The sequence below is a fragment of the Chromobacterium sp. LK1 genome (assembly GCF_001043555.1).
GTDB classification, from domain to species: domain Bacteria; phylum Pseudomonadota; class Gammaproteobacteria; order Burkholderiales; family Chromobacteriaceae; genus Chromobacterium; species Chromobacterium aquaticum.
Genome location: NZ_LDUI01000005.1, coordinates 112,691 through 135,730, shown reverse-complemented (window position 1 = coordinate 135,730; position 23,040 = coordinate 112,691). Strand labels below are relative to the sequence as shown.

Genomic DNA, 23,040 nt, shown 5'->3' with positions numbered 1-23,040 from the left:
CAAATCGTTTTGACTCAGGAGTTGTCATGTCTCGCACGCAATGGGGTTCCCGCCTCGGTTTCATTCTGGCTTCGGCCGGCGCCACGGTTGGCCTGGGCTCCATCTGGAAGTTTCCCTACGTCACCGCGATGAATGGCGGCGGCGCGTTTCTGCTGATCTATCTGCTGTTGACCTTCACCCTGGGCATTGCCTTGTTGATGGCCGAGATCGCCATCGGCCGCGCGGCGGCCTGCGGCGCGGTGAGCGCCTTCGCGCGGCTGGGCTCGCGTCATTGGAAGCTGGTGGGCTACGCCGGCGTGCTGTGCGGCTTCCTGGTGTTTTCCTTTTACAGCGTGGTGGGCGGCTGGACGCTGGGTTATCTGCTGCGCGCGGTGGACGGCCGGGTGATGAGCAATGACCCGGCGGCGCTGGCGCGCTTGTTCGGCGATTATGTGTCCGATCCCTTCGAATCCCTGCTGACCCATGCGCTGTTTGCCGGGCTGACCCTGTTGGTGGTGATGTGCGGGGTGCAGAAGGGGATTGAGCGCGCCGGCAAGGTGTTGATGCCCTTATTATTCCTGTTGATGCTGGGCCTGATCGCGCGCTCGCTGACCCTGCCCGGCGCGGAAGCCGGCGTGGCGGCGCTGCTGACGCCGGACTTCTCCAAGGTGACGCCGGGCATGCTGGTGGAAGCGCTGGGCCTGGCCTTCTTTTCCTTGTCGGTGGGCGCCGGCTGCATGATCGCTTATGGCTCCTACCTGGGCCCGGACACGCGGCTGGGCGGCGCCGCGTTGTGGGTCACCGGCCTGACCACGCTGACCTCGGTCCTGGCCGGTTTGATGATTTTTCCGGCGATTTACGCCTTCGGCCTGAATCCGCAAGCCGGACCGGGCCTGACCTATATGACCATGCCGGTGGTGTTCAATCACCTGCCTTTCGGCCAAGGCTTGGCGGCGGCCTTCTTTCTGCTGCTGCTGATGGCGGCGCTGACTTCGTCGGTATCCTTGCTGGAGCTGGTGGCGGTGTTTCCCATCGATGAATGGGGCGTCAGCCGCCGCAAGGCGACGCTGGCGATCGGCCTGCTGGTGTTTTGCGCCGGCATTCCGGCGGCGCTGTCCTTCGGCGTGCTGGCGGACTGGAAGCTGTTCGGCCGCAATGTGTTCGAGTTGATGGACTACACCGCGTCCAACATCCTGCTGCCGCTGGGCGGCATCGGCACCGCCTGCTTCGCCGGCTGGGTGATCTGGCCGACCATGCGCGCCGAGCTGCAATTGCCCGTGGCGCTGAGCGCCGGCGTGCGCTTCATCTACTGCTGGGTCGCGCCCGCCTTGATCGGCCTGGTGCTGATTTACAATATCTGAGCCTAGGGCAATGCCTGCCGCGCGCCGCGAAGCGGCGCACGGCGAGCGCGTGTTGTTCCGTGGGCTCTGGACAGCTGCTCAGAGCCAGCGCAGCAAGCCATAGACGATGAAGCTGACCACAATCGCGAGCAGGGTCTTGCCGTTCTTCCACGCCACCGCGATGGCGACCAGAGTGCCGATCAGATAGGCGTTGCCCAGCGACAGATCAATGCGCCCGGCCGGGGCCAGCGCCATCGGCACCACCAGCGCCGACAGCACCGCCGCCGGCACATAGTGCAGCGCGCGGTTCAGCCAGTCAGGGAAGGCCAGCCGCTGGCCGAACACCAGAAAGCTGGCGCGGATCAGCAAGGTGGCCGCCAGCATGCCGAAAATCATCCACCAAGAGTTCATGCCGCCTCCTTGCGCTTGCCTTCCAGCAAGAGTCCGGCGCCGACGCCGAGCAGCGCCGCCAGCATCAGGTCCAGCTTGTAGGGTAGGCCGCGCGCCAGCAGCGCGGTCAGGCCGGCCACCGCCGCGGCCGCCAGCGTGGGCCGCTTTTTCAATTGCGGCGCGACGATGGCGGCGAAAGTGGCCACCATGGCGAAATCCAGGCCCAGTTGCGCCAGCCCCGGCACCGAGCGTCCCAGCAGCACGCCGGCCAGCGTCCACGCCTGCCAGTTGCCGTACATCGCCAGCGAAGAGCCCAGCCAATACCACTGGCCGCCGGCGGCGCCCTGGGTGCGGAAGCGATGTTCGACCACGGCGAAGGTTTCATCGGTGAGCCAGAACGCCAGCGGCCAGCGCCAGGCCAGCGGCCATGGTCGCGCATAGGGCAACAGGGTGGCGCTGTACAGCGCGTGGCGCAGATTGACCACGAAGGTGGTCAGCCAGATCACCGGCAGCGCGGCGCCGGCCGCCACCAGGCTGACGGCGATGAATTGCGAGGAGCCGGCGAACACCAGCAAGGACATGGCTTGAGTGCTCAGCGGGCTGAGACCGGCGGCGATGGCCAGGGTGCCGAAGATCACGCCGAAGGGAGCGGCGCCTATCAGCATCGGCAGGCTGTCGCGCGCGCCTTGCCATGCCCAGGCGGCGGGGGTGGAGCGGGTCATCGGGGCGTGTCCTTGCGGCAATGAGATGGATTCATCATGCCGCCGAAACCGGCTATCGTCTTGAACGATTTTGCGGGGGATGGCCGCGTGGCTTTGAGCTGCTTCTCAGAGCCTGTTCAAAGTCTCGCGAGCAAGGGCGAGACAAGGCGAAAACGAGCGAAAAAGCGGAATGTACACGTGGTACATGAGCATTTTGAGCTTGGTTTCAACGCCGTATCGCCGAAGCGCAGCAGACTTTGAACAGGTTCTCAGCGGCGCAGGCCCAGTGCGCGTTGATAGGCCGCTGGCGCCAGGCCCACGGTGTGGCGGAAGGCGCGGGTCAGATGGGCCTGATCGGCGAAGCCCAGGCTGAGTGCCACCGCGCCGGGCGTTTGTCCCTGCGCCAGCAACTGGCGCGCGCGATTGATGCGCAGCTGATTGCGCCAGGCCACCGGCGGCAGGCCGAAGTGCTGGCGAAACTGGCGGCACAGCTGCCACGGCGAGAGCTGGGCCGCTTCCGCCAGCGTTTGAAGCGACAGGTTCTCGTTGATGGCGTCGGCCAGCATTTGCCGCGCCAGCTCCACCGCGCGCGGGGCGGCGGCTTGAGTCTGGTCGTGAACTTGCATATGGCGCTGCAGCACCGCGCCGAACATTCGCTGCAACGCCGATTCGCGCAGCAGCCGGTCCTGGCTTGCGCGCAGCAGGCGGTGCAATTGGTCCATGCCGGCGGCCAGCGGCGCGTCCAGCACCACGGTGTCGAGAAAATAGGGTCGGGCGTGGGCGTCGCCGCTGATGTCGGCGGCCAGCCGCTGCAGGAAATCAGCGGATGGGTAGAAGCCGCGGTAGGCCCAGCCGCGCGCGTCGGCGGTCTCGCCGGTATGCACTTCGCCGGGGTTGATCAGCACCAGCGCGCCGACGCCGGCGCGGTGGGTGCCGCCGCGATGGCGGTAGGACTGCGCGCCCAGGGTCAGCGCGTTGACCACGTATTCTTCGTGAAAATGCGGCGGGAATACTCGCTGGGCGTAGCTGGCGTCCAGGCATTCCAGTGCGCCGATGTCGTCGGCGCGGAAGAAGTCGGAACGATCGGACGCCGGGCGGGACATGGCGGGGCGTCGCTAGCGGCCCTAGGAGCCGGCCATGAAGGTGCGGATGCCGGAGCCGACGAACTGCACGCCGATGCAGATCAGCAAAAAGCCCATCAACCGCGTCATCACCTCGCGGCCGCCGCGGCCCAGGCGCTGGGCGATCAGCTGAGAGGATTTCAGCGTCAGCCACATGCCGAAGCAGGTGCCGCCGATGGCGGCGAAGGTCATCGCGAAGGCCAGCGCCTTGGCCGGCAGCGTGGTCAGTTCGGCGATCTCGGTGGAAATGCCTATCACCACGGCGATGGTGCCGGGGCCGCTGATGCCGGGCATGGCCAGCGGGAAGAAGGCGTAATCCTCGCGTTCGCCGGTCTTGGGCGCGTTGCCCGGATCCTGCGACAGGAACAGCATGCGGTAGCCGAGCACGGCGACGACGAAGCCGCCGGAAATGCGCAGCGCGCCGTAGGAAATGCCGAAGGCGGACATGATCACGTTGCCGGCCAGCAGGCTGACCACCATGATGGCGGCGGCGAACACGCAGGCGCGGCGCGCCTGATTATCGCGCGCAGAGTCGCTCATCTCACGGGTCAGGGTGATGAACAGCGGAATCTTGGACAGCGGATTGGTGATGGTGATCAGGCTGAGCAGCCCGCCGAACAGGAATTGGAGCGACAACGTCTTGAGCATGGCACTGCGCTGATGAAGCGAACATTACATGGAATGGACGCAGTCTGCCTGAGGCCGCGGGCCAGTGACAAGGGAAATTCTGTTATTGGCCGCAGGGAGCGCGCGCGGCATGACATTGGCTGTGGCATTATGCCGCACAGCTGGCCATGGCGGCTGTGCTAGAGTGCGGAAAACCGGAGGAATCCCTTTATGAAAAAGACATTGAGCGCGCTGCTGGGCCTGTGCCTGTTGAGCGCCGGCGCGATGGCGCATGAATTCAAGCTGGGCGATCTGAAGATAGGCCATCCGTGGAGCCGGGCGATGCCGGAGAGCAGCCCGACCGGCGGTGTCTACCTGCTGCTGAGTAATCGCGGCAAGACCGCCGACAAGCTATTGTCGGCCAGCACGCCGCGCGCGGCCAAGGCCGAACTGCATACCCACATCAACGACAATGGCGTGATGCGCATGCGCGAAGTGGCCGGCGGCGTGGAAGTGGCGGCCGGTCAGCAAGTCAAGTTCGCGCCCGGTAGCTATCACGTGATGCTGATGGGTTTGAAGCAGCCGCTGCGTGCCGGCGATCATTTCCCGCTGACGCTGCGTTTCGAGAAAGCTGGCAGCGTGACGGTGGATGTGGCGGTGGAAGACGGCGTCGCGCCAGCGGCTGAACACGCGCATTGAGCGGAATGGCGCGATGCTACCGGTAACGTTGCGCCGAAGTTACATCGTGCGGCGCAGCAATCGACGCGGGCTGGAGTAAAAGCTTTACCCCGCGTCGGCGACTGGGCAGACTTGGCCTCGGGAATGTGTTGCAAACAAGACGTCATTGCCACTGCCGGCTCCCTGACAAGGTTCAACGCCAAGTCTGCACAAAGAGAGAAACGATGGAGGAGCGGTCGCTAGCGGTCGCGCACAACAAAATCCAGGGACGCCGGCAGTTCCTTTCCCTTCCCATGATGTATGCTGTCAGCCATCTTCTTGCCGACCGCGTTTTCCCGCATGACATCCTTGATTCCCCCCGCCAAAACTCCGCGCCTGAGCATTGAATACTGCACCGGCTGCCGCTGGCTGCTGCGCGCCGCCTGGATGGCGCAGGAACTGCTGACCACCTTCGAGAAGGAGTTGGCGGAAGTCGCCTTGCAGCCGGGCAGCGGTGGTGTGTTCCGCGTCGAGCTGGATGGCGAACTGCTGTGGGACCGCAAGGCCGATGGCGGTTTTCCCGACATCAAGCTGCTGAAACAGCGAGTGCGCGACCGGGTGGCGCCGCAGCGCTCGCTGGGCCATAGCGACGGCGCCGTCTCCTGATCCGGTCATCGCCATGAGCGAGCCGCTGCGCAAGATTATCCACGTCGACTGCGACTGCTTCTACGCCGCCATCGAGATGCGCGACGATCCTTCGCTGCGGCCGCTGCCGCTGGCGGTGGGCGGCCGGCCGGAAAGCCGCGGCGTGATCGCCACCTGCAATTACATCGCGCGCCGCTACGGCGTGCGTTCGGCGATGTCGTCGGCGCGCGCGCTGCGCTTGTGTCCGGATCTGCTGATCCTGCCGCCGGACATGGCGCGTTACCGCGAAGCCAGCCAGAAGATCATGCGCATCTATGAGCGCTACACCCCCTTGATCGAACCCCTGTCGCTGGACGAAGCCTATCTGGATGTGAGCGGCCAGCCGCATGAGCAGGGCAGCGCCACCTTGATGGCGGAGGCGATCCGTCGCCAGATCCGCGAGGAGGTGGGCATCACCGCATCGGCCGGCATCGCGCCGAACAAATTCCTGGCCAAGGTGGCCAGTGACTGGAACAAGCCGGACGGGCAATTCCTGATCCGGCCGCAGGACGTGGCCGGCTTCGTCGCCACGCTGCCGGTGGAGAAGATCCATGGCGTGGGCCGGGTCACCGCGCAGCGGCTGAACGAGCTGGGCATTCGACGCTGTGGCGACATGCTGGCCTGGGAGCTGACCGATCTGCTGCGCCATTTCGGCCGCTTCGGCGAACGCCTGTATGAGCTGGCGCGCGGTGTCGATCCGCGGCCGGTGTCCACCGACCGCAGCCGCAAATCGATCAGCGTCGAGGAGACCTATGCCGTCGATCTGCCCGACGTCGCCGCCTGCCTGTCCAAGCTGCCGGAGCTGATAGACCGCTTGAGCGCGCGCATCGCGCGCAGCGGCAACCCCGCGTTCAAGGGTTTGTCGGTCAAGCTCAAGTTCGATGATTTCAACCAGACCACGGTGGAGCACAGCGGAGGCCAGCTGTCGCCGGCGCGTTTTGGAGAGCTGCTGCGGGTGGGTTTCGAGCGCGGCCGGCGTCCGGTGCGCCTGGTCGGCGTCGGCGTCAAGCTGGCTGACGAGCACGATCTGCCGCGCCAGCTGCGCCTGTTCGGTCGCGACGGTCGCCCGCTGCCGGACCTGCCGGCGGCGGACGCTGTCGCGGCCGAGGCGGAGCCGGCAGCGAGAGACGCCGGCCAGCCTCCGCAGCATAGCTAAGGCTGGCCGGCGCAAGGCCGGGATCAGGGGGTTTTGAAGTCGCCGGCGTAGACCTGGAACAGCTGGGCCGGGTCTATGTGCTTGCGTAGCGCGGCGTTCACCTGTTCCACCGTCAGCGCGGCGATGGCGGCGTCCACCTTGGCGTTGAAGGCCATGGCGCGGCCGATCTGCAACTGGCCGTCCAGCGCCGCGCTCAGCGCGCCATCCTGGGCGCGGGCGATTTCCCTTTCCTGCTGCAAGGCCTTCTTGGCGTCAGCCAGTTCGGTGGCGTTGACGCCGTCGCGGATGAAGTGAGCCAGCTCCTCGGTCACGCCTTGTTTCAGCTTGTCCAGGTTTTGCGGCGCGTAGATGGCCACCAGGCTCAGGCTGGCCACCGCTTCGAAGCTTCCCGCCCTGAATTGGCTGCCGGCGTAGTAGCTGATGCCTTCTTTCTGGCGCAGGCGATCCAGCAGCCGCGATTTGACGCCGCCGCCCAGAATCTTGTTGGCGACCAGCATCGCCGGATAGTCGGCGTCGCTGTCCCGCATCGCCAGCGGCGCGGTGGCCAGGTAGAAGGCATTGGCCTTGTCCTTGACCTGCAATTGCCGTTGACCGGGCTTGGCCGGCGGCAGTTGGCTGGCAGCGCGGCTGTAAGCGGCCTGGCTGCTCCAGCCGCCGAACAGTTTTTGCAGCTGGTTTTGCGTCGCCTTGGCGTCGAAATCGCCGACCAGGGCGAAGCGGGCGTGGCTGGCGCCATAGAACTGGCGGTGGAAGCGCTTGATGTCGTCCAGCTTGGCGGTTTTCAGTTCGGCGGCGGCTTCGTCCAGCGTCGGGCGGTAGCGCAGATCGCCCTTGCGATAGACATTGAGCGCCTGGCCCACGGCCTGGGTGGCGATGGCCTGCGGCTCGTTGCGCTGGGCGTCGATGGCGGTCAGGCCCTCTTTGCGCAGCAGTTCGAATTCCCGTTCCGGGAAGCTGGGCTGCTTGAGCAGGCTGGCGACCAGGTCCAGCAGCGCCGGCAGATTGGCGCGAGTGGTTTCAAAGTCGACGTTGACCTCTTGGCCGGAGCCGGAGACGCTGAGCTTGGCCTTCAGCTGATCCAGCCTATCGCTGATCTCGGCGCGGCTGAGCTTGCCGCTGCCGCGCTCCAGCATGCTGGCGACCAGACTGGGGACGGCGCCGCGGCCGAACAGGCTTTTCTCGTCGCCGAAGGCGAAGCTGAAGCTGCCATTGACGGTTTCGCCACGGGTTTTCTTGGCCAGCAGCGCCAGCTTGGCGCCATTGGCCAGCGTGGTTTTCTCGGTGCGCGCGTCGATATTGGCCGGGCTGGGATCGAAGGCTTCGCCCTGGCTGATCGCGGCGCGGCCCTTGTAGCCGTCCACCAGCTTGGCCACGTCCGGCGTGGCCGGGATCACGCTGCGTTCCGGCTTGGCGGTGGGCATGAACTGGCCATAGGTGCGGTTGGACGCCTTGAAGTAGTTCTCGGCCGCCCGTTCCACGTCCTTGGCGCTCAGCGCCTCGATGCGGTCGCGATTCAGGAAGAACAGCCGCCAGTCGCCCTTGGCGATGGCTTCGGACATTTCCACCGCCAACTGCTGCGGATCGTTCAGGGTCTTGTCGATGTCGTTGAGCAGGCTGGCCTTGGCGCGCTTGAGTTCGGCCTCGGTCACCGGTTTGCTCTTGAAGCCTTCCAGCGTGGCGAGCAGCGCCTGGCGCGCATCGGTCAGCTTCTGGCCCTTGTTCAGTTCCGCCCAGAAGATGATGTAGCCCGGTTCGGCCAGCGCGAACGGCCAGGCCTCGACGCCCACGGCTTTCTTGCCGCCCACCAGCGCCTGGTACAGCCGGCCGTTGGGGGTGTTGGCCAGGATGTCGGCCAAGGCCAGCACCGCGGTCGCGTCCGGGTGGCTGCCGGCGGCGATGGGGTAGAGCACCGCGGCCAGTTGGGTGTCGCCGACGCGCTCCACGGTCAATTCGCGCGCGCCGTCGCGCTGCGGTTCCTCGGTCCAGGTCGGCGTCAGCTGGCGCTGCGGCTTGGCGATCTTGCCGAAAGCCCGCTGGACGACGGCCAGTGTCGCCGCCGGATCGAACTTGCCGCTGATCATCAGCACCGCGTTGTCCGGCTGGTAGTACTTGCGGTAGAAGGCCTGCAGATTGTCGATGCGGACCTTTTCCACGTCGGAGCGCGCGCCTATGGTGTTGTGACCGTAGTTGTGCCAGTCGTAGCTGACCGCGGTCATCTGCTTCCACAGCACGCGGCGGGGATTGTTCTCCCCCATCTCCATTTCATTGCGCACCACCGAGAACTCGGTGTCCAGATCGCTCCTGGCGATCTTGCTGTTGACCATGCGGTCGGCTTCCATCTCCAGCGCCCAGCGCAGATTATCGTCGTTGGCGGGGAAGGTTTCGTAGTAGTTGGTGCGGTCCAGGAAGGTGGTGCCGTTGAACTGCATGCCGCGCTTGCCGAGTTCCTGCATCAGGTTGCCGCTGCTGGGCGTGCCCTTGAACAGCATGTGCTCCAGCAAGTGGGCCATGCCGGTTTCGCCATAGCTTTCGTGGCGGCTGCCCACCAGATAGGTGACGTTGACGGTGGTGGTGGGCTTGGAGGCGTCCGGCGCCAGCAGGACGCGCAGGCCATTTGGCAGCCGGTATTCGGTGATGCCTTCCACGCTGGTGTAGGCTTGCAGTTGGCTTTGGCTGGCGGTCACGGCTTCGGCGGCGATGGCCGGCAGGGTGTGGCCCAGGGACAGGGCGAGCAGCAGGCTCAGGGTCTTGATGCGCATGCGGTGGCGTTTCCTCTGGCGTGAATGCGGGACGGCGGCGCGCAGCGGCGCCGGAACTGCATAGGCTTGCGATTTTGCTTGCTTTCGTCAAGTCGGAAACATTCCGGGCATGACGTAAGTCTGGGGCAAACAGGGGTAGGCCGGCGCGGTGGGCAATTGGTTCCCGCCATGGAACTTAGAGCCTGTTTACGATCTCGCGAGCAAGAGCGAGGCAAGGCGGAAATGACCGAAGAAGCGGAATGTACATACGGTACATGAGCATTCTGAGGTCATTTCCAACGTCGTATCGCCGAAGCGCAGCAGATCGTAAACAGGCTCTCAGCGTTTTAGATTGCTGATGCTCATCAACATGCCCATGCCGACGAACAGGGTGACGGTGGCGGTGCCGCCGTAGGACATGAAGGGCAGCGGCACGCCCACCACCGGCAGGATGCCGGATACCATGCCCATATTGACGAAGGCGTAGACGAAGAAGGACAGGGTGATGGAGCCGGCCATCAATCGGCCGTACAGCGTTTGCGCGCTGGCGGTGATCATCATCGCGCGGCTGAGCACCAGCAGATAGAGCACCAGCAGCAGCACATTGCCGGCCAGGCCGAATTCCTCGGAATACACCGCGAAGATGAAGTCCGTGGTCCGTTCCGGGATGTAATCGAGGTGGGTCTGGGTGCCGTTGAGCCAGCCCTTGCCCCAGGGGCCGCCGGAGCCGATGGCGATCATGGACTGGATGATGTGGTAGCCGTCGCCCAAGGGGTCGGTGGTCGGATCTATCATGGTCAGCACCCGGCGGCGCTGATAGTCGTGCAGCAGGTTCCAGACGATGGGCAGGCTGGCCGCGCCCATGCCGATGCCGGCGAAGATCACCTTCCACGGCAGGCCGGCGAAGAACAGCACGAACAGGCCGGCCGCGGCGATCAGCAGCGTGGTGCCCAGGTCCGGCTGCTTCAGCACCAGCGCGCTGGGCACCGCCATCAGCAAGGCGGCCACCAGGTAGTGCCACCAGCGCATCGACAGCTCGTATTTCTGGAAGAACCAGGCCAGCATCATCGGCAGCGCGATCTTCATGATCTCGGACGGCTGGATGCGGGTGATGCCCAGTTCCAGCCAGCGGGTGGAGCCGTTGACGGTGACGCCCTTGAAGTGGACGGCCAGCAGCAGCAGCACGCCCAGGCCGTAGATGGGCGGCGCGAAGTTCATGATGCTTTGCGGCCGCATGCGGGCGATCACCCACATGATGATCAGCGACAGGCTGGTGTAGACCAGCTTGTTGTCTATCTTGTCGAAGGACTGATTGTTGGCCGAGTACAGCAGCACCATGCTGAGCACGAAGATCAGGCCCAGGAATAGCATCATCCAGCCGTCCAGCGGTTCCTTGATCTGCTGCCAGACGCGTTTAATTAGAGAGGTCTGCATTGTCGTTGGCGGTGTCGGTGGGCATGGTCTTCAGCGTGCCTTCGATGTCTTTCGGCACCTTGCCCAGCAAATAGTAGTCGAACAGCGCGCGCACGATGGGCGCGGCGGCGGCGGCGCCGAAGCCGGCGTTCTCCACGATCACCGCCACCGCGATGCGCGGCTTGTCCACCGGCGCGAAGGCGATGAACCAGCTGTGGTCGCGGTATTGCTCGGCCAGCGCGGCGGCGTTGTACTTGGCGCCTTGCTTGATCTGCACCACCTGGGCGGTGCCGGTCTTGCCGGCCATGGAGTATTGCAGGCCCACGCCCAGCCGCGCGCCGGTGCCGCGCGTCATCACGCCTTCCATGCCGCGCTTCACGTATTCGAAGTTTTCCGGCTTGAACGGAATCTGGCGGGTGGGCATCGGTTCGATGATGCGCGCCTTGCCGCTGCGGGTGTCCACCACTTGCTGCACCAGGTGCGGTTTGAACACCTGGCCGTCGTTGGCCATGATGGCGGTGGCGTTGGCCATTTGCAGCGGAGTATAGGCGTTGAAGCCCTGGCCGATGCCGATGCTGACCACGTCGGCCGGATACCAGCGGCGGAATTCTTCCTTGTAGCGGGCGAAGCGCTTGGCCTTCCATTCCTTGGACGGCAGCACGCCTATGGATTCACCGTCCAGGTCGATGCCGCTCTTGCTGCCCAGGCCGAACTGCGCCAGCGCCGGATGGATCTTGTCTATGCCCATGTCCCAGGCCAGCTTGTAGAAGAAGGTATCGCTGGAGACTTCGATCGCGCGTTGCAGATTGATCATGCCGTTGCCGGCCTTCTTGCTGTCGCGGAACTGGTGGCTGGAGCCGGGCAGGGTGAAGTAGCCGGGCGCCGGGCGGATGTCGCGCATGCCGATGGCGTGGTTTTCCAATGCGGCCATCGCCATGAAGGGCTTGAAGGTGGAGCCGGGCGGATAGGTGCCGCGCAGCGCGCGGTTGATCATCGGCTTCTGCCAGTCGTTGTTCAGATTGCTCCAGGTCTGGGTGTCGATGCCGTCTATGAACAGATTGGGATCGAAGCCCGGCTTGGACAGGAAGGCGAGCACGCCGCCGGTGGACGGCTCTATCGCCACCAGCGCGCCGCGGCGGCTGCCGAACAGCTTGTCCGCCATTTCCTGCAGGCGGATGTCCAGCGCCAGCTTCAGGGTGTTGCCGTTGACCGGCGGCGTGCGCCGCAGCGAGCGCACCGCGCGGCCGCCGGAATCGGTCTCCACTTCCTCGAAACCGACCTTGCCGTGTAGATCATCCTCGTACACCGCTTCCAGGCCGGTCTTGCCAATATAGTTGGAGCCCTTGTAATTGGCGGTTTTCTCTTCCTCTTCCAGCCTTTCCTTGTCGCGCTGGTTGATGCGGCCGATGTAGCCGAGCACATGGCTGGTCATTTCCTTGAACGGATAGTCGCGGAACAGCCGCGCCTTGACCTCCACGCCGGGGAAGCGCCAGGCCTGGGCGGCGACGCGCGCGGCCTCCTCCTCGCTGAGCTTGGTTTTCAGCGGGATGGATTCAAAGTTCTTGCTCTCGGTCAGCAGGCGTTTGAACTGGCGTTCGTCGCGCGGGGTGATGTCCACCAGCTTGCGCAGCTCGGCCTCGGTGGCGGCCAGGTCGGCGATCTTGCTCGGCGTCAGCTCCAGCGTATAGGCGGAGTAGTTCTGCGCCAGCACCACGCCGTTGCGGTCCAGGATCAGGCCGCGGTTGGGCAGGATGGGCACCAGCGAGATGCGGTTGTTCTGCGCCAGCGTGGAAAAGTGCTCGTGCTGCAGCACTTGCAGCCAGATGAAGCGCGAGAGCAGCACCAGGAACATCAGCACGATCAGCGCGTAGGCGACGATCAGGCGCAGCTGAAACTGGCTGTCTTCGGCCTGGGGATTCTTGAAGCGGGTCGGTTGAGGCATGGACGGTTCGCGGCGCTACACCGCGTTGTGGCGGTAGGGCATCAGCATCAGCTTGGTCAGCAGCGGCCACAGCAGCGCGCCGATCAAGGGCGGCAGGAAATAGGCCCAGCCGACGAAGGCGGAACCGGTGAGCATGCGCACCACCACCATGATGATCTGGTTGGTCAGCAACAGGCCAAGCACCACCAGCGTTTGCTGGCCCAGGTTGAACATCACCACCTGGCGCTGGCGCGCCAGCGCCAGATAGGCGGTGATCGAATAGGCCAGCGCGTGCTGGCCGAACAAGCCCGCGGTGGAGATATCGGCCACCAGTCCCAACAGGAAGGCGGTGCCGATATTGACCCGGCGCGGCTGGTTGATCACCCAGTACAGGATCAGCATGCCGATGAAGTCCGGCAGCCAGCGCGTGCTGCCGTGCGGCAGCGGGATCAGTTCGATCAGAATGGCGAAGACGAAGGAAAACAGGATGAAGCGGCGCTTCACCGGTTTGAGCAGTTCCTTGGGGCGCTCGAACGACATCGGGGCTTACTCCTCGGCGGCGGCTTTCTTGCCGCCCCTGCTCTTTTTGACGATGGGGGCCGGTTCCGGCGGACGCGGCGGCGCCTGCTTGTCGCCCAGCACCAGCATGTAGCGGGTTTGCTGCACTCCGGCCAAGGGCGCGGTGGCGATGCGGGCGAAGGTGGCGCCCTGGTTGCGCTCCACCCGGGTCACGCGCGCGACCGGGATGCCGGCCGGATAGACGCCGTCCACGCCGGAGGTGACGATGTGGTCGCCGTCCTTGATGTCCGCGCTTTGCGGCAGGTAGCGGATTTCCACGCCGCCGCCGTAGCCGTACAGGATGGCGCGCTGGCCGGTGCGCGCCACCATCACCGGCACCATCTGGTTCTTGTCTATGACCAGGGTGACTTCCGCGGTCAGCGGCTGCACCCGGGTCACCTGGCCCAAGAGGCCGCTGGCGTCCACCACCGGCTGGCCGGCTTTCAGATTGGCGTCGCTGCCCTTGTCGATGATGATCTTGTAGGAGAATGGATCGCGGCCGGTGTACAGCGTTTCCGCCATCAGCGCCTGCTGGTGGTAGCTGGACTTGATGCCGTTGAGCTTGCGCACTTCGTCCAGCTCGCGCTGCAGGGTTTGCAGCCGCGACAGCTGCGCCGACATTTCCAGCTGGCGCGCGCGCAAGGCGGTGTTTTCCTGCTTCAGTTCGGTTTGGGAGCTGAGAAAATCGCTGACATGGCGCATCGCCTGCGCTGGCATGTTCACCGCGCGCTGCACCGGGTACAGCGCCAGCGAAGTGGCTTCGCGCGCCTGTTCCATCAGGCCGAAATAGCTGTCGCCGACCAGGAGCGCCACCGAGGCGGCCACGGCCATGGCCAAGCGCGCGCCGGGCGGCGGCCCGGAGCGGAAGAAGCTGGGGGTGTTGGCAAAGTCCATCGGCTCAGACCTCGCCCCTTGACGCGGGGCGCTGTGCATCAGGCGGGCGCGCTAGCAGCGTCCGCCGTCATTGCTTGCTTTACGAGCGGCCGGCGCCGCCGGAGCCGGGCTCAGGCGGTCGTCGGCCGTTCCGGTTTAAGGTACGTTGGTGAAAATGGTGCCAATCTTGTCCATCTTCTCCAGCGCCTTGCCGGAGCCGCGCACCACGCAGGTCAGCGGTTCTTCGGCCACGAACACCGGCAGGCCGGTTTCTTCGGCCAGCAGGCGGTCGATGTCTTTCAGCAGCGCGCCGCCGCCGGTCAGCACCATGCCCTTGTCGGCGATGTCGGCGCCCAGTTCCGGCGGGGTCTGTTCCAGCGCGATCTTCACCGCGGACACGATTTGGTTCAACGGTTCGGTCAGCGCTTCCAGGATTTCATTGGAGGAAACGGTGAAGGCGCGCGGAATGCCTTCGGCCAGGTTGCGGCCCTTGACTTCCATTTCGCGCACTTCGGCGCCCGGGAAGGCGGAACCGATGGTCTTCTTGATTTCCTCGGCGGTGGTTTCGCCGATCAGCATGCCGTAGTTGCGGCGGATGTAGTTGATGATGGCTTCGTCGAACTTGTCGCCGCCGACGCGGACGGAGTTGGAGTACACCACGCCGCCCAGCGAGATCACGCCGACTTCGGTGGTGCCGCCGCCGATGTCCACCACCATGGAGCCGGTGGGCTCTTCAACCGGCAGGCCGGCGCCGATGGCGGCCGCCATCGGCTCTTCGATCAGTTCCACGCGGCGCGCGCCGGCGGCCAGCGCCGAATCGCGGATCGCCTTGCGTTCCACCTGGGTGGAGCCGCAGGGCACGCAGATCACGATGCGCGGGCTGGCGGCGAAGAAGCGGTTGGGGTTCACCTTCTTGATGAACTGCTTGAGCATCTGTTCGGTGACGGTGAAGTCGGCGATCACGCCGTCCTTCATCGGGCGGATCGCCTGGATGCTGCCCGGGGTGCGGCCCAGCATGCGCTTGGCTTCCAGGCCCACGGCCAGGATGGATTTCTTGTTGGTGGGCGCGTCGCTGTGAATGGCGACAACCGAGGGCTCGTCCAGCACGATGCCTTTGGCGCGCATGTAGATGAGGGTGTTGGCTGTGCCAAGGTCAATGGCGAGGTCGTTGGAGAAGTATCCGGTCAGCGAACGAAACATTGGGCGATCCTGGTCAGTTTTCGTCATGTGGCGGACGCGCCGTCGCGTCCGCGTTTATCTGTTGTTTGTTACCTGGCGCGCGGCGGCCGGAAGGCCGCTTGCGCATCATTTTCCGACGCGGGCCCGCATCGATCGGGTCCGTGCGATCCAGCCCCGGCGCGGCGGCTTGCCGCCCGTCGGCCGCGTGGTGAAAGCGCTGCCGAAATAACGCCGTGGCGCGATGTCGATCTTGGGAGAATCAAGCGGGCTATGATACCCTATAACGCTTGAAATATTAAAGGTTTTGAACGAGGACACCATGTCGCTGACGCATCAGGATGTCGCACGAATTGCCAAGCTTGCCCGCATCAATGTCAATGAAGCGGAAATTGCCGCGACAAGCAAGCAACTCAATAATATTTTCGGCCTGATCGAACAGATGCAGGCGGTGAACACCGACGGCATCGAGCCGATGGCCCATCCGCAGGATGTCTCTTTGCGTTTGCGCGAAGATGTCGTTACCGAAACCAATCAGCGCGAAGCTTTCCAGGCCGTTGCCCCGCAAGTGGAAAAGGGCTTGTTCCTGGTCCCCAAGGTCATCGAGTGATGCTCTGATTGCCTGTGCCGGTCGTAGGTTCCCGCTCGCGGGGGCTGCCGGTGCTGGCCGCTGTCTGAAAGGACGGCGGCGCTCTTCCCGGATAGCTAAAGATTCCATTTCAAATGACACAGTCTACTTTAAAGCAACTGTCGCAACAGCTAGCGGCCAAGGAAGTCTCCAGCGTCGAGCTGGCCACGCAGTACCTGGCGCGCATCGAGGCGCTGAACCCGGCGCTCAACGCGCTGGTCACCGTCGACCGCGCCAAGACCCTGGCCGAGGCCGCCGCCGCCGATGCGCGCATCGCCGCCGGCAACGCCCATGGGCTGACCGGCGTGCCCATCATCCACAAGGATTTGTTCTGCCAGCAGGGCTGGAAAACCAGCTGCGGTTCCAAGATGCTGGACAACTTCGTGTCACCGTACAGCGCCCACGTGGTCGAGCAGTGCCAGGCTGCTGGCATGGTGACGCTGGGCCGCGCCAATATGGACGAGTTCGCGATGGGTTCGTCCAATGAGAATTCCTTTTACGGCGCGGTGAAAAACCCCTGGGACCAGCAAGCGGTGCCGGGCGGCAGCTCCGGCGGTTCCGCCGCCGCCGTGGCCGCGCGGCTGACGCCGGTGGCCACCGCCACCGACACCGGCGGCTCCATCCGCCAGCCGGCTTCCCATTGCGGCGTCACCGGCATCAAGCCGACCTACGGCGTGGTGTCGCGCTACGGCATGGTGGCCTACGCCTCCTCGCTGGACCAGGGCGGCCCGATCGCGCAGACCGCCGAGGACTGCGCCTTGATGTTGAACGTGATGGCCGGCTTCGATCAGCGCGACTCCACCAGCCTGGAACGCGCGCGCGAAGACTACGCCCGCGATCTGAATCAGCCGCTGGCCGGCCTTAAAGTGGGCCTGCCGCGCGAATACTTCGCCGCCGGCCTGAGCGCCGACGTGGCGCGCGCCGTGGACGAGGCGGTGGCGGTGTTGAAGAAGCAGGGCGCGCAGGTGGTGGACATCAGTCTGCCCAATACCGAGCTGTCCATCCCGGCCTACTACGTGATCGCGCCGGCCGAGGCCTCCACCAATCTGTCGCGTTACGACGGCGTGCGCTACGGCCATCGCGCCGCCGAGTACAAGGACCTAGTGGACATGTACGAGAAGACCCGCGCAGAAGGCTTCGGCAGCGAGGTCAAGCGCCGCATCCTGGTGGGCAGCTATGTGCTGTCGCACGGCTATTACGACGCCTACTATCTGAAGGCCCAGAAGATTCGTCGCCTGATCGCTAACGATTTCAAAGCCGCTTTCGAGCAGTGTGATGTGATCCTGGGGCCGGTGGCGCCGACCGCGGCCTTCGACATCGGCGCGATGAACGACGATCCGGTGCAGATGTATCTGTCCGACATCTACACGTTGTCGGTGAACCTGGCCGGCTTGCCCGGCATGAGCGTGCCGGCCGGCTTTAGCGCGAATGGCCGCCCTATCGGTTTGCAGATCATCGGCAACTACTTCGGCGAAGCCAAGATGTTGAACGTCGCGCATCAGTTCCAGCTGGCTACCGATTGGCATGCTCGTGCACCGGCGCTGTAATTTAATTTAGCTACGGAACAGCGATGAATTAGCCACGGAATCACACGGAAGAACACGGACAAGAGCAAAAGCGGCGATCTTGATCTGTTTGACTTGGCATTGTTTTCAGTTTTCCGTGTTTTCGGTGTGCTTCCGTGGCAAAAAATAGTTATTAGGACTCGACTATGAAATGGGAAGTCGTCATCGGTATCGAGGTGCACGTGCAGCTCAATACCGTCTCCAAGATTTTCTCCGGCGCCAGCACCGCCTTCGGCGCGGAGCCGAACACCCAGGCCTCCGCGGTGGAGCTGGCCTTCCCCGGCGTGCTGCCGGTGCTGAACAAGGCTGCGGTTGACAAGGCCATCCGCCTGGGCCTGGCGCTGGACGCCAAGATCAATCAGAAGAACGTGTTCGCGCGCAAGAACTACTTCTACCCCGATCTCCCCAAGGGCTACCAGATCAGCCAGATGGACCTGCCCATCGTCGAGCATGGTCAGTTGAAGATTCTGGTCGGCGAGCAGGAGAAGGTGATAGGCGTGACCCGCGCCCATATGGAAGAGGACGCCGGCAAGAGTCTGCACGAAGACTTCCACGGCCTGTCCGGCATCGACCTCAATCGCGCCGGCACGCCGCTGCTGGAAGTGGTGTCCGAGCCGGACATGCGCTCGGTGGACGAGGCGCTGGCCTATGTGAAGGCCTTGTACGCGCTGGTGACCTGGCTGGGCATCTGCGACGGCAATATGCAGGAAGGCAGCTTCCGCATGGACGTCAACGTGTCGGTGCGCCCCGAGGGGCAGAAGGAATTCGGCACCCGCCGCGAGATCAAGAACCTCAACTCCTTCCGTTTCTTGGAGCAGGCCGCCAAGTACGAAATCCAGTGGCAGATCGATACCCTGGAAGACGGCGGCAAGGTGCAACAGGCCACCGTGCTGTTCGATCCGGACACCGGCGAAACCAGGATGATGCGCAGCAAGGAAGACGCGCACGACTACCGCTACTTCCCGGACCCGGACCTGCTGCCGGTACGCATTTCCGACGAACAGATCGCCCGCATTCGCGGCGAGATGCCGGAACTGCCGGCGGCGATGCAAGTCCGTCTGGCGGAGGCTTACGGTGTGTCCGCCTACGACGCGGCGCTGCTGACGTCCAGCCTGGCCCAGGCGCAGTACTTTGAAGCCGCGGCCAAGGCCTCCGGTCAGGGCAAGCTGGCCGCCAACTGGATCAATGGCGAGATCGCCGCGCGGCTGAACCGCGATGGCAAGGAGATCGCCGATTGCCCGATCTCGGCCGAGCGTCTGTCCGGTCTGATCGCGCGCATCGCCGACGGCACGCTGTCCAGCAAGCTGGCCAAGCAGGTGTTCGACGCCTTGTGGGACAGCGAACTGTCCGCCGACGCCATCATCGAGCGTGATGGCCTGAAGCAGGTGTCCGACGTCGGCGCCATCGAGAAGATGGTGGAAGAAGCGATCGCCGCCAATCCCAAGGCGGTGGAAGAATTCCGCGCCGGCAAGGAGAAGGCGCTCAACGCCTTGGCCGGCCAGGTGATGAAGGCTTCCAAGGGCAAGGCCAATCCGGCTCAGGTGCAGGATATCCTGCGACAGAAGCTGGCCTGAGAACCTATTCCAAAGTCTGCTGCGCGTCGGCAGGATGGATAGAAAAGGGCGTTGAAACCGTCTTCGAAATGCTCATGTACCGTATGTACATTCCGCTTTCTCAGCCGTTTTCGCCTTGTCTCGCTCTAGCTCGCGAGACTTGGAGCAGGTTCTGAGCCAACGGAACTCCAGGGCGGCGGCGCCGATTATGGCGCCGCCGCCCTGTTTTTGTGTTGCGGCGCGACAAGTTGTCTTGCCCTGGATTGTCCTTGGAAATATTCCCAGGCTTGACATGTGGTGTTTTCGTAATGGTTCGAGTGTTAACAGCTCACTTTGACTGATGTTTTTAAGCCTCTGATTTGACAAGGAATCCGCTTTTTGCCCAGCCCGCTAAGTCATTGTCTCAAAAGGTGAATTAGAACTTCTCGATGTTGACCGTGGGGAAGTTCTTTCTTATAGTGGCGGAAAGTGGGGCGAAGTGGGTGAAAGTGGGGCATTTGCCCCAGGGGGCGACGGCCCCTTAGGTTTATTCGGTCAGCGGGCTCGAAATCATGATTGGTGGCGTCAGCATCTTGTCTCTCGATAGCAAGGGGCGTTTGGCTATTCCGGCCAAACACCGCGAGACACTGCTGTCCGCTTTCGGGCACAAACTGATCGTCACCCTCGAGTCCCAAGACCACTTGCTGATCTACCCCGAACCCAACTGGCGTCCGGTCGAAGCCCGCCTGCTAGCCCTTCCCACCGGCAACCCCACTCTGAAACGTTACCAGCGCCTCGTGCTCGGCCACGCGGAAACGCTGGAAATGGACAGTGCCGGACGCATTCTGCTGCCCGCGCGCCTGCGCGATCTCACCGGACTCGACAAGGACGTCGCGCTGGTGGGCATGGGCAACCGCTTCGAGCTGTGGAATGCCGAGGAATGGGACAGTCAGACCGCTGACGCCCTGGCCATCGATCAAACCGATCTGGCCCAACACCTTGGAGACTTTACGCTGTGAGCACCACCCCCTTCGTGCACCTGACGGTGCTCTTGACCGAGGCGGTCGACGCGCTTGCCATCCGGCCGGATGGCACCTATGTCGACTGCACTTTCGGTCGAGGTGGCCACAGCCGCTTGATCCTGTCGCGACTGGGACCGCAAGGCCGTCTGGTCGCTTTCGACAAGGATCCCGAAGCCATCGCCGTGGCCACGCGGCTGGCGGAGGAAGACCCGCGTTTTCAAATCGTGCACAACGGTTTCGAAACGCTGGGACAGGAATTGGACCGCCTGGGCATTCCCCAGGTGGACGGCGTGTTGATGGATCTGGGCGTGTCATCGCCGCAGATCGACGACGGGCGGCGCGGTTTCAGCTTCCGCTTCGACGCGCCCTTGGACATGCGTATGGATACCACCCGCGGCATCACCGCGGCCGAATGGTTGGCGACGGCAGACGAGGCCGATATCAGAGAGGTCATCAAGACTTATGGTGAAGAGCGGTTTGCTCGCAAGATCGCAGCAGCCATTGTTGCGCAAAGGGCTGACGCCCCCCTCCAGACCACGCGTGAGCTCGCCTTGCTCGTTGGGCAAAACGTCCGTACTCGGGAACCGGGTCAGGACCCCGCAACGCGTACCTTCCAAGCGATCCGGATCTTTGTGAACCGCGAGCTGGACGAACTCAAGGCGGTGCTGCCGCAGGCGGCGCGCCGTCTGGCGGAAAACGGCCGCCTGGCGGTGATCAGCTTTCATTCGCTGGAAGACCGCATCGTCAAGCAATACCTGCGCGACGCCAGCAGCGAGGAAAAGCTGCCGGCCTGGGCGATGGTGCGCGCCGCCGACATGGCGCAGCCGCCGCTGTCCACCGTGGGCAAGCCGGTGCGCGCCAGCGATGAGGAGGTGCGCGCCAACGCGCGCTCCCGCAGCGCCATCATGCGCGTGGCCGAGCGCACCGCCGCGCCGTGGCGGGAGGTCGACGCATGAACAAGCTCAACGCGATACTGCTGGTCATCGTGGTGTTGTCCGCCTGGTCGGTGGTCACCTCGACCCACGTGTCGCGCAAGCTCTACAGCGATTTGCAGAAGGAGCGCAAATCCGCCCAGCAGCTGGAGATCGAGTTCGGCCAGCTGCAACTGGAGCAGAGCACCTGGGGCGCGCACGCGGTGATTGAGAAAGCCGCGTCCAGCCGCCTCGACATGCATACCCCGGATCCGCGTCAGATCCAGGTGATTTCGCCTGGGAAGGGGATGTGATGCGCACTTACTCCCCGCGCCACCAGCAACGCATCCCGGACGCCAGCCCCGCGCTGCGCATGAAGCCGGGCCGCGTGCGTTTCGTATTGCTGATGCTGGCGCTATTGTTCCTGGCCTTGATCGGCCGCGCGGTCTACCTGCAAGTGGTGCAACAGGATTTCCTGCAAAACCAGGGCGAGGCGCGTTTCCGCCGCGCGTTGACGCTGGAAGCCAACCGTGGCGTGATCACCGACCGCAACGGCGAGCCGCTGGCGATCAGCTCGCCGGTGCAGACCATCTGGGCCAGCCCGGCGGACATGGAGCCGGTGCAGCCGGCCAAGCTGCGCGAGCTGGCGGCGCTGTTGGACCTGTCGCCGGAAGAACTGTCGGCCAAGCTGTCCGACCGCAAGAAGGAATTCGTCTATGTCAAACGCCAGATCAGCCCGGAGCTGGCGGACAAGGTGATGGCGCTGGGCGTGCCCGGCATCGCCAAGCAGCAGGAATTCCGCCGCTTCTACCCGGCCGGGGAAATCGTGTCCCACATCATCGGTTTCACCGGCGTGGACGGCAAGGGGCAGGAAGGGGTGGAACTGGCGCGCGAGAAGATGCTGGCCGGCAAGGACGGCCGCCGCGTGGTGCTGAAGGACCGCCGCGGCCACATCATCGAAGACGTCGCCGCCATCGAGCCGCCGCGCGACGGCCAGAAGCTGGCGCTGGCGGTGGATCACCGCATCCAGTACCTGGCTTACCGCGAGCTCAAGGCCGCGGTGGAATTGAATAAGGCCAAGGCCGGCAGCGTGGTGGTGCTGGACGCGCACACCGGCGAATTGCTGGCGCTGGCCAATTACCCCTCGTTCAACCCGAATAACCGCAGCGGCGTGACGCCGGAAATGATGCGCAACCGCGGCGTGATCGATCTGTTCGAGCCGGGTTCGACGATGAAGCCGCTGTCGATCTCGCTGGCGCTGGAAAACGGCAAGGCCGGCCTCAACACGGTGCTGGACACCCACACTTACATGATAGGCCCGGCCACCATCCGCGACGTGGCGCCGCGCCCCAGCCTGGACATCCTCGGCATCATCCAGAAATCGTCCAACGTCGGCACCAGCAAGCTGGCGCTGATGAGCTCGCCGGAACAGTCGTGGAAGCATTACGACGCGCTGGGCTTCGGCCGCGCGCCGGAAACCGGCTTCCCCGGCGAAGCCGGCGGCCGGCTGCGCGACTGGCACAACTGGCGGCCCATCGAGCAGGCGACGATGTCCTTCGGCTACGGCATCTCGGTCAGCCTGATCCAGATGGCGCGCGCCTATACCGTGTTCGCCAACGATGGCGTGATGCTGCCGATCTCGCTGTACAAGACCGCCACGCCGATGCCGGGCAAGCGCGTGCTGGCGGAAAAGACCGCGCACGAGATGCGCGATTTGCTGATCGCCAACAGCCAGCCGGGCGGCGGCGCCGTCGGTGGCCGCATCATCGGCTACAGCATAGGCGGCAAGAGCGGCACCGCGCGCAAGCTGGAAGGCCGCACCTATGTGGCCAACAAGCACCGCGCGCTGTTCATGGGCTTCGCGCCGGGCAAATCGCCGCGCGTGATCGTGTCGGTGATGATAGACGAGCCCTCCGCGGGCAAATATTACGGCGGCGCGGTGGCTGCACCAGTGTTCTCGCAGATCGCCGGTGGCGCGCTGCGAGTATTGAACGTGCAGCCGGACGAACCCTCCAACAACACTTTATTGCCGGAATCCACCCCGGTGCCGGTGGATTTTTGATCAGATC

The 23,040-nt window shown here is 64.3% G+C and carries 21 protein-coding genes; 11 read left to right on the top strand and 10 right to left on the bottom strand.

Annotated elements, in window-relative coordinates:
- Positions 1–26 precede the first annotated feature (26 nt).
- On the top strand, positions 27–1,340 hold the full coding sequence (locus VI26_RS03605; RefSeq protein WP_048408372.1) for a sodium-dependent transporter: 1,314 nt from the start codon (positions 27–29) through the stop codon (positions 1,338–1,340).
- A 78-nt stretch (positions 1,341–1,418) separates the two neighbouring features.
- On the opposite strand, the gene VI26_RS03600 is transcribed toward VI26_RS03605, so the two are convergent.
- The 4 genes from VI26_RS03600 to VI26_RS03585 all read right to left on the bottom strand — a co-directional run bounded on the left by VI26_RS03600 (position 1,419) and on the right by VI26_RS03585 (position 4,179).
- On the bottom strand, positions 1,419–1,730 hold the full coding sequence (locus tag VI26_RS03600) for an AzlD domain-containing protein (RefSeq protein WP_048408371.1): 312 nt from the start codon (positions 1,728–1,730) through the stop codon (positions 1,419–1,421).
- The gene (locus VI26_RS03595; RefSeq protein WP_048408370.1) at positions 1,727–2,431 is read right to left on the bottom strand and encodes an AzlC family ABC transporter permease; all 705 of its coding nucleotides are present in this window, start codon (positions 2,429–2,431) and stop codon (positions 1,727–1,729) included. The genes VI26_RS03600 and VI26_RS03595 overlap by 4 nt, the downstream gene beginning before the upstream one ends.
- Positions 2,432–2,679: 248 nt before the next feature.
- Complete coding sequence (locus tag VI26_RS03590) at positions 2,680–3,513, bottom strand: AraC family transcriptional regulator (protein ID WP_048408369.1); 834 nt, start codon at positions 3,511–3,513, stop codon at positions 2,680–2,682.
- A gap of 21 nt (positions 3,514–3,534) precedes the next feature.
- A complete protein-coding gene (locus VI26_RS03585; protein ID WP_048408368.1) occupies positions 3,535–4,179 on the bottom strand; it encodes a MarC family NAAT transporter in 645 nt (214 codons plus the stop codon).
- Between the two features lie 189 nt (positions 4,180–4,368).
- Between VI26_RS03585 and VI26_RS03580 the strand changes: the two genes are divergently transcribed.
- The 3 genes from VI26_RS03580 (at position 4,369) to dinB (ending at position 6,634) form a co-directional block, all read left to right on the top strand.
- Positions 4,369–4,836 (top strand): copper chaperone PCu(A)C, encoded by a 468-nt coding sequence (locus tag VI26_RS03580; protein ID WP_048408367.1) that lies wholly within the window; start codon positions 4,369–4,371, stop codon positions 4,834–4,836.
- Positions 4,837–5,154: 318 nt separating this feature from the next.
- The gene (locus VI26_RS03575) at positions 5,155–5,460 is read left to right on the top strand and encodes a SelT/SelW/SelH family protein (protein WP_048408438.1); all 306 of its coding nucleotides are present in this window, start codon (positions 5,155–5,157) and stop codon (positions 5,458–5,460) included.
- A gap of 13 nt (positions 5,461–5,473) precedes the next feature.
- Positions 5,474–6,634, top strand: a complete 1,161-nt coding sequence (gene dinB / locus VI26_RS03570) for a DNA polymerase IV (protein WP_082150861.1) — start codon at positions 5,474–5,476, stop codon at positions 6,632–6,634.
- A 23-nt stretch (positions 6,635–6,657) separates the two neighbouring features.
- Here dinB and VI26_RS03565 read toward each other — a convergent pair whose 3' ends face one another.
- The 6 genes from VI26_RS03565 to VI26_RS03540 form a co-directional block, all read right to left on the bottom strand.
- Complete coding sequence (locus VI26_RS03565; protein ID WP_048408366.1) at positions 6,658–9,393, bottom strand: pitrilysin family protein; 2,736 nt, start codon at positions 9,391–9,393, stop codon at positions 6,658–6,660.
- Positions 9,394–9,711: 318 nt separating this feature from the next.
- Positions 9,712–10,806 carry a rod shape-determining protein RodA gene (gene rodA / locus VI26_RS03560; protein ID WP_048408436.1) on the bottom strand — a complete coding sequence of 365 codons (1,095 nt, stop codon included), beginning with the start codon at positions 10,804–10,806 and terminating at the stop codon, positions 9,712–9,714.
- A complete protein-coding gene (gene mrdA, locus VI26_RS03555; RefSeq protein ID WP_048408365.1) occupies positions 10,787–12,727 on the bottom strand; it encodes a penicillin-binding protein 2 in 1,941 nt (646 codons plus the stop codon). The genes rodA and mrdA overlap by 20 nt, the downstream gene beginning before the upstream one ends.
- 15 nt (positions 12,728–12,742) lie before the next feature.
- A complete protein-coding gene (gene mreD, locus VI26_RS03550; RefSeq protein ID WP_048408364.1) occupies positions 12,743–13,246 on the bottom strand; it encodes a rod shape-determining protein MreD in 504 nt (167 codons plus the stop codon).
- Positions 13,247–13,252: 6 nt separating this feature from the next.
- Entirely contained in the window at positions 13,253–14,158 is a 906-nt protein-coding gene (mreC, locus tag VI26_RS03545) for a rod shape-determining protein MreC (protein ID WP_048408363.1), read from the bottom strand.
- 135 nt (positions 14,159–14,293) lie between these two features.
- Positions 14,294–15,337 carry a rod shape-determining protein gene (locus VI26_RS03540; RefSeq protein WP_043592385.1) on the bottom strand — a complete coding sequence of 348 codons (1,044 nt, stop codon included), beginning with the start codon at positions 15,335–15,337 and terminating at the stop codon, positions 14,294–14,296.
- A gap of 298 nt (positions 15,338–15,635) precedes the next feature.
- On the opposite strand from VI26_RS03540, the gene gatC reads away from it, so the two are divergent.
- The 7 genes from gatC to VI26_RS03505 all read left to right on the top strand — a co-directional run bounded on the left by gatC (position 15,636) and on the right by VI26_RS03505 (position 23,033).
- On the top strand, positions 15,636–15,923 hold the full coding sequence (gatC, locus tag VI26_RS03535; RefSeq protein ID WP_048408435.1) for an Asp-tRNA(Asn)/Glu-tRNA(Gln) amidotransferase subunit GatC: 288 nt from the start codon (positions 15,636–15,638) through the stop codon (positions 15,921–15,923).
- A gap of 113 nt (positions 15,924–16,036) precedes the next feature.
- Entirely contained in the window at positions 16,037–17,488 is a 1,452-nt protein-coding gene (gene gatA, locus VI26_RS03530) for an Asp-tRNA(Asn)/Glu-tRNA(Gln) amidotransferase subunit GatA (RefSeq protein ID WP_048408362.1), read from the top strand.
- 164 nt (positions 17,489–17,652) lie between these two features.
- Positions 17,653–19,080 (top strand): Asp-tRNA(Asn)/Glu-tRNA(Gln) amidotransferase subunit GatB, encoded by a 1,428-nt coding sequence (gene gatB / locus VI26_RS03525; RefSeq protein ID WP_048408361.1) that lies wholly within the window; start codon positions 17,653–17,655, stop codon positions 19,078–19,080.
- Positions 19,081–19,610: 530 nt separating this feature from the next.
- Complete coding sequence (gene mraZ, locus VI26_RS03520) at positions 19,611–20,057, top strand: division/cell wall cluster transcriptional repressor MraZ (RefSeq protein ID WP_043635472.1); 447 nt, start codon at positions 19,611–19,613, stop codon at positions 20,055–20,057.
- Positions 20,054–21,016 (top strand): 16S rRNA (cytosine(1402)-N(4))-methyltransferase RsmH, encoded by a 963-nt coding sequence (gene rsmH / locus VI26_RS03515; protein WP_048408360.1) that lies wholly within the window; start codon positions 20,054–20,056, stop codon positions 21,014–21,016. The genes mraZ and rsmH overlap by 4 nt, the downstream gene beginning before the upstream one ends.
- Complete coding sequence (gene ftsL / locus VI26_RS03510; protein ID WP_048408359.1) at positions 21,013–21,285, top strand: cell division protein FtsL; 273 nt, start codon at positions 21,013–21,015, stop codon at positions 21,283–21,285. Before rsmH ends, ftsL begins: the two co-directional genes overlap by 4 nt.
- Complete coding sequence (locus tag VI26_RS03505; protein ID WP_048408358.1) at positions 21,285–23,033, top strand: penicillin-binding protein 2; 1,749 nt, start codon at positions 21,285–21,287, stop codon at positions 23,031–23,033. The genes ftsL and VI26_RS03505 overlap by 1 nt, the downstream gene beginning before the upstream one ends.
- Positions 23,034–23,040: the final 7 nt, after the last annotated feature.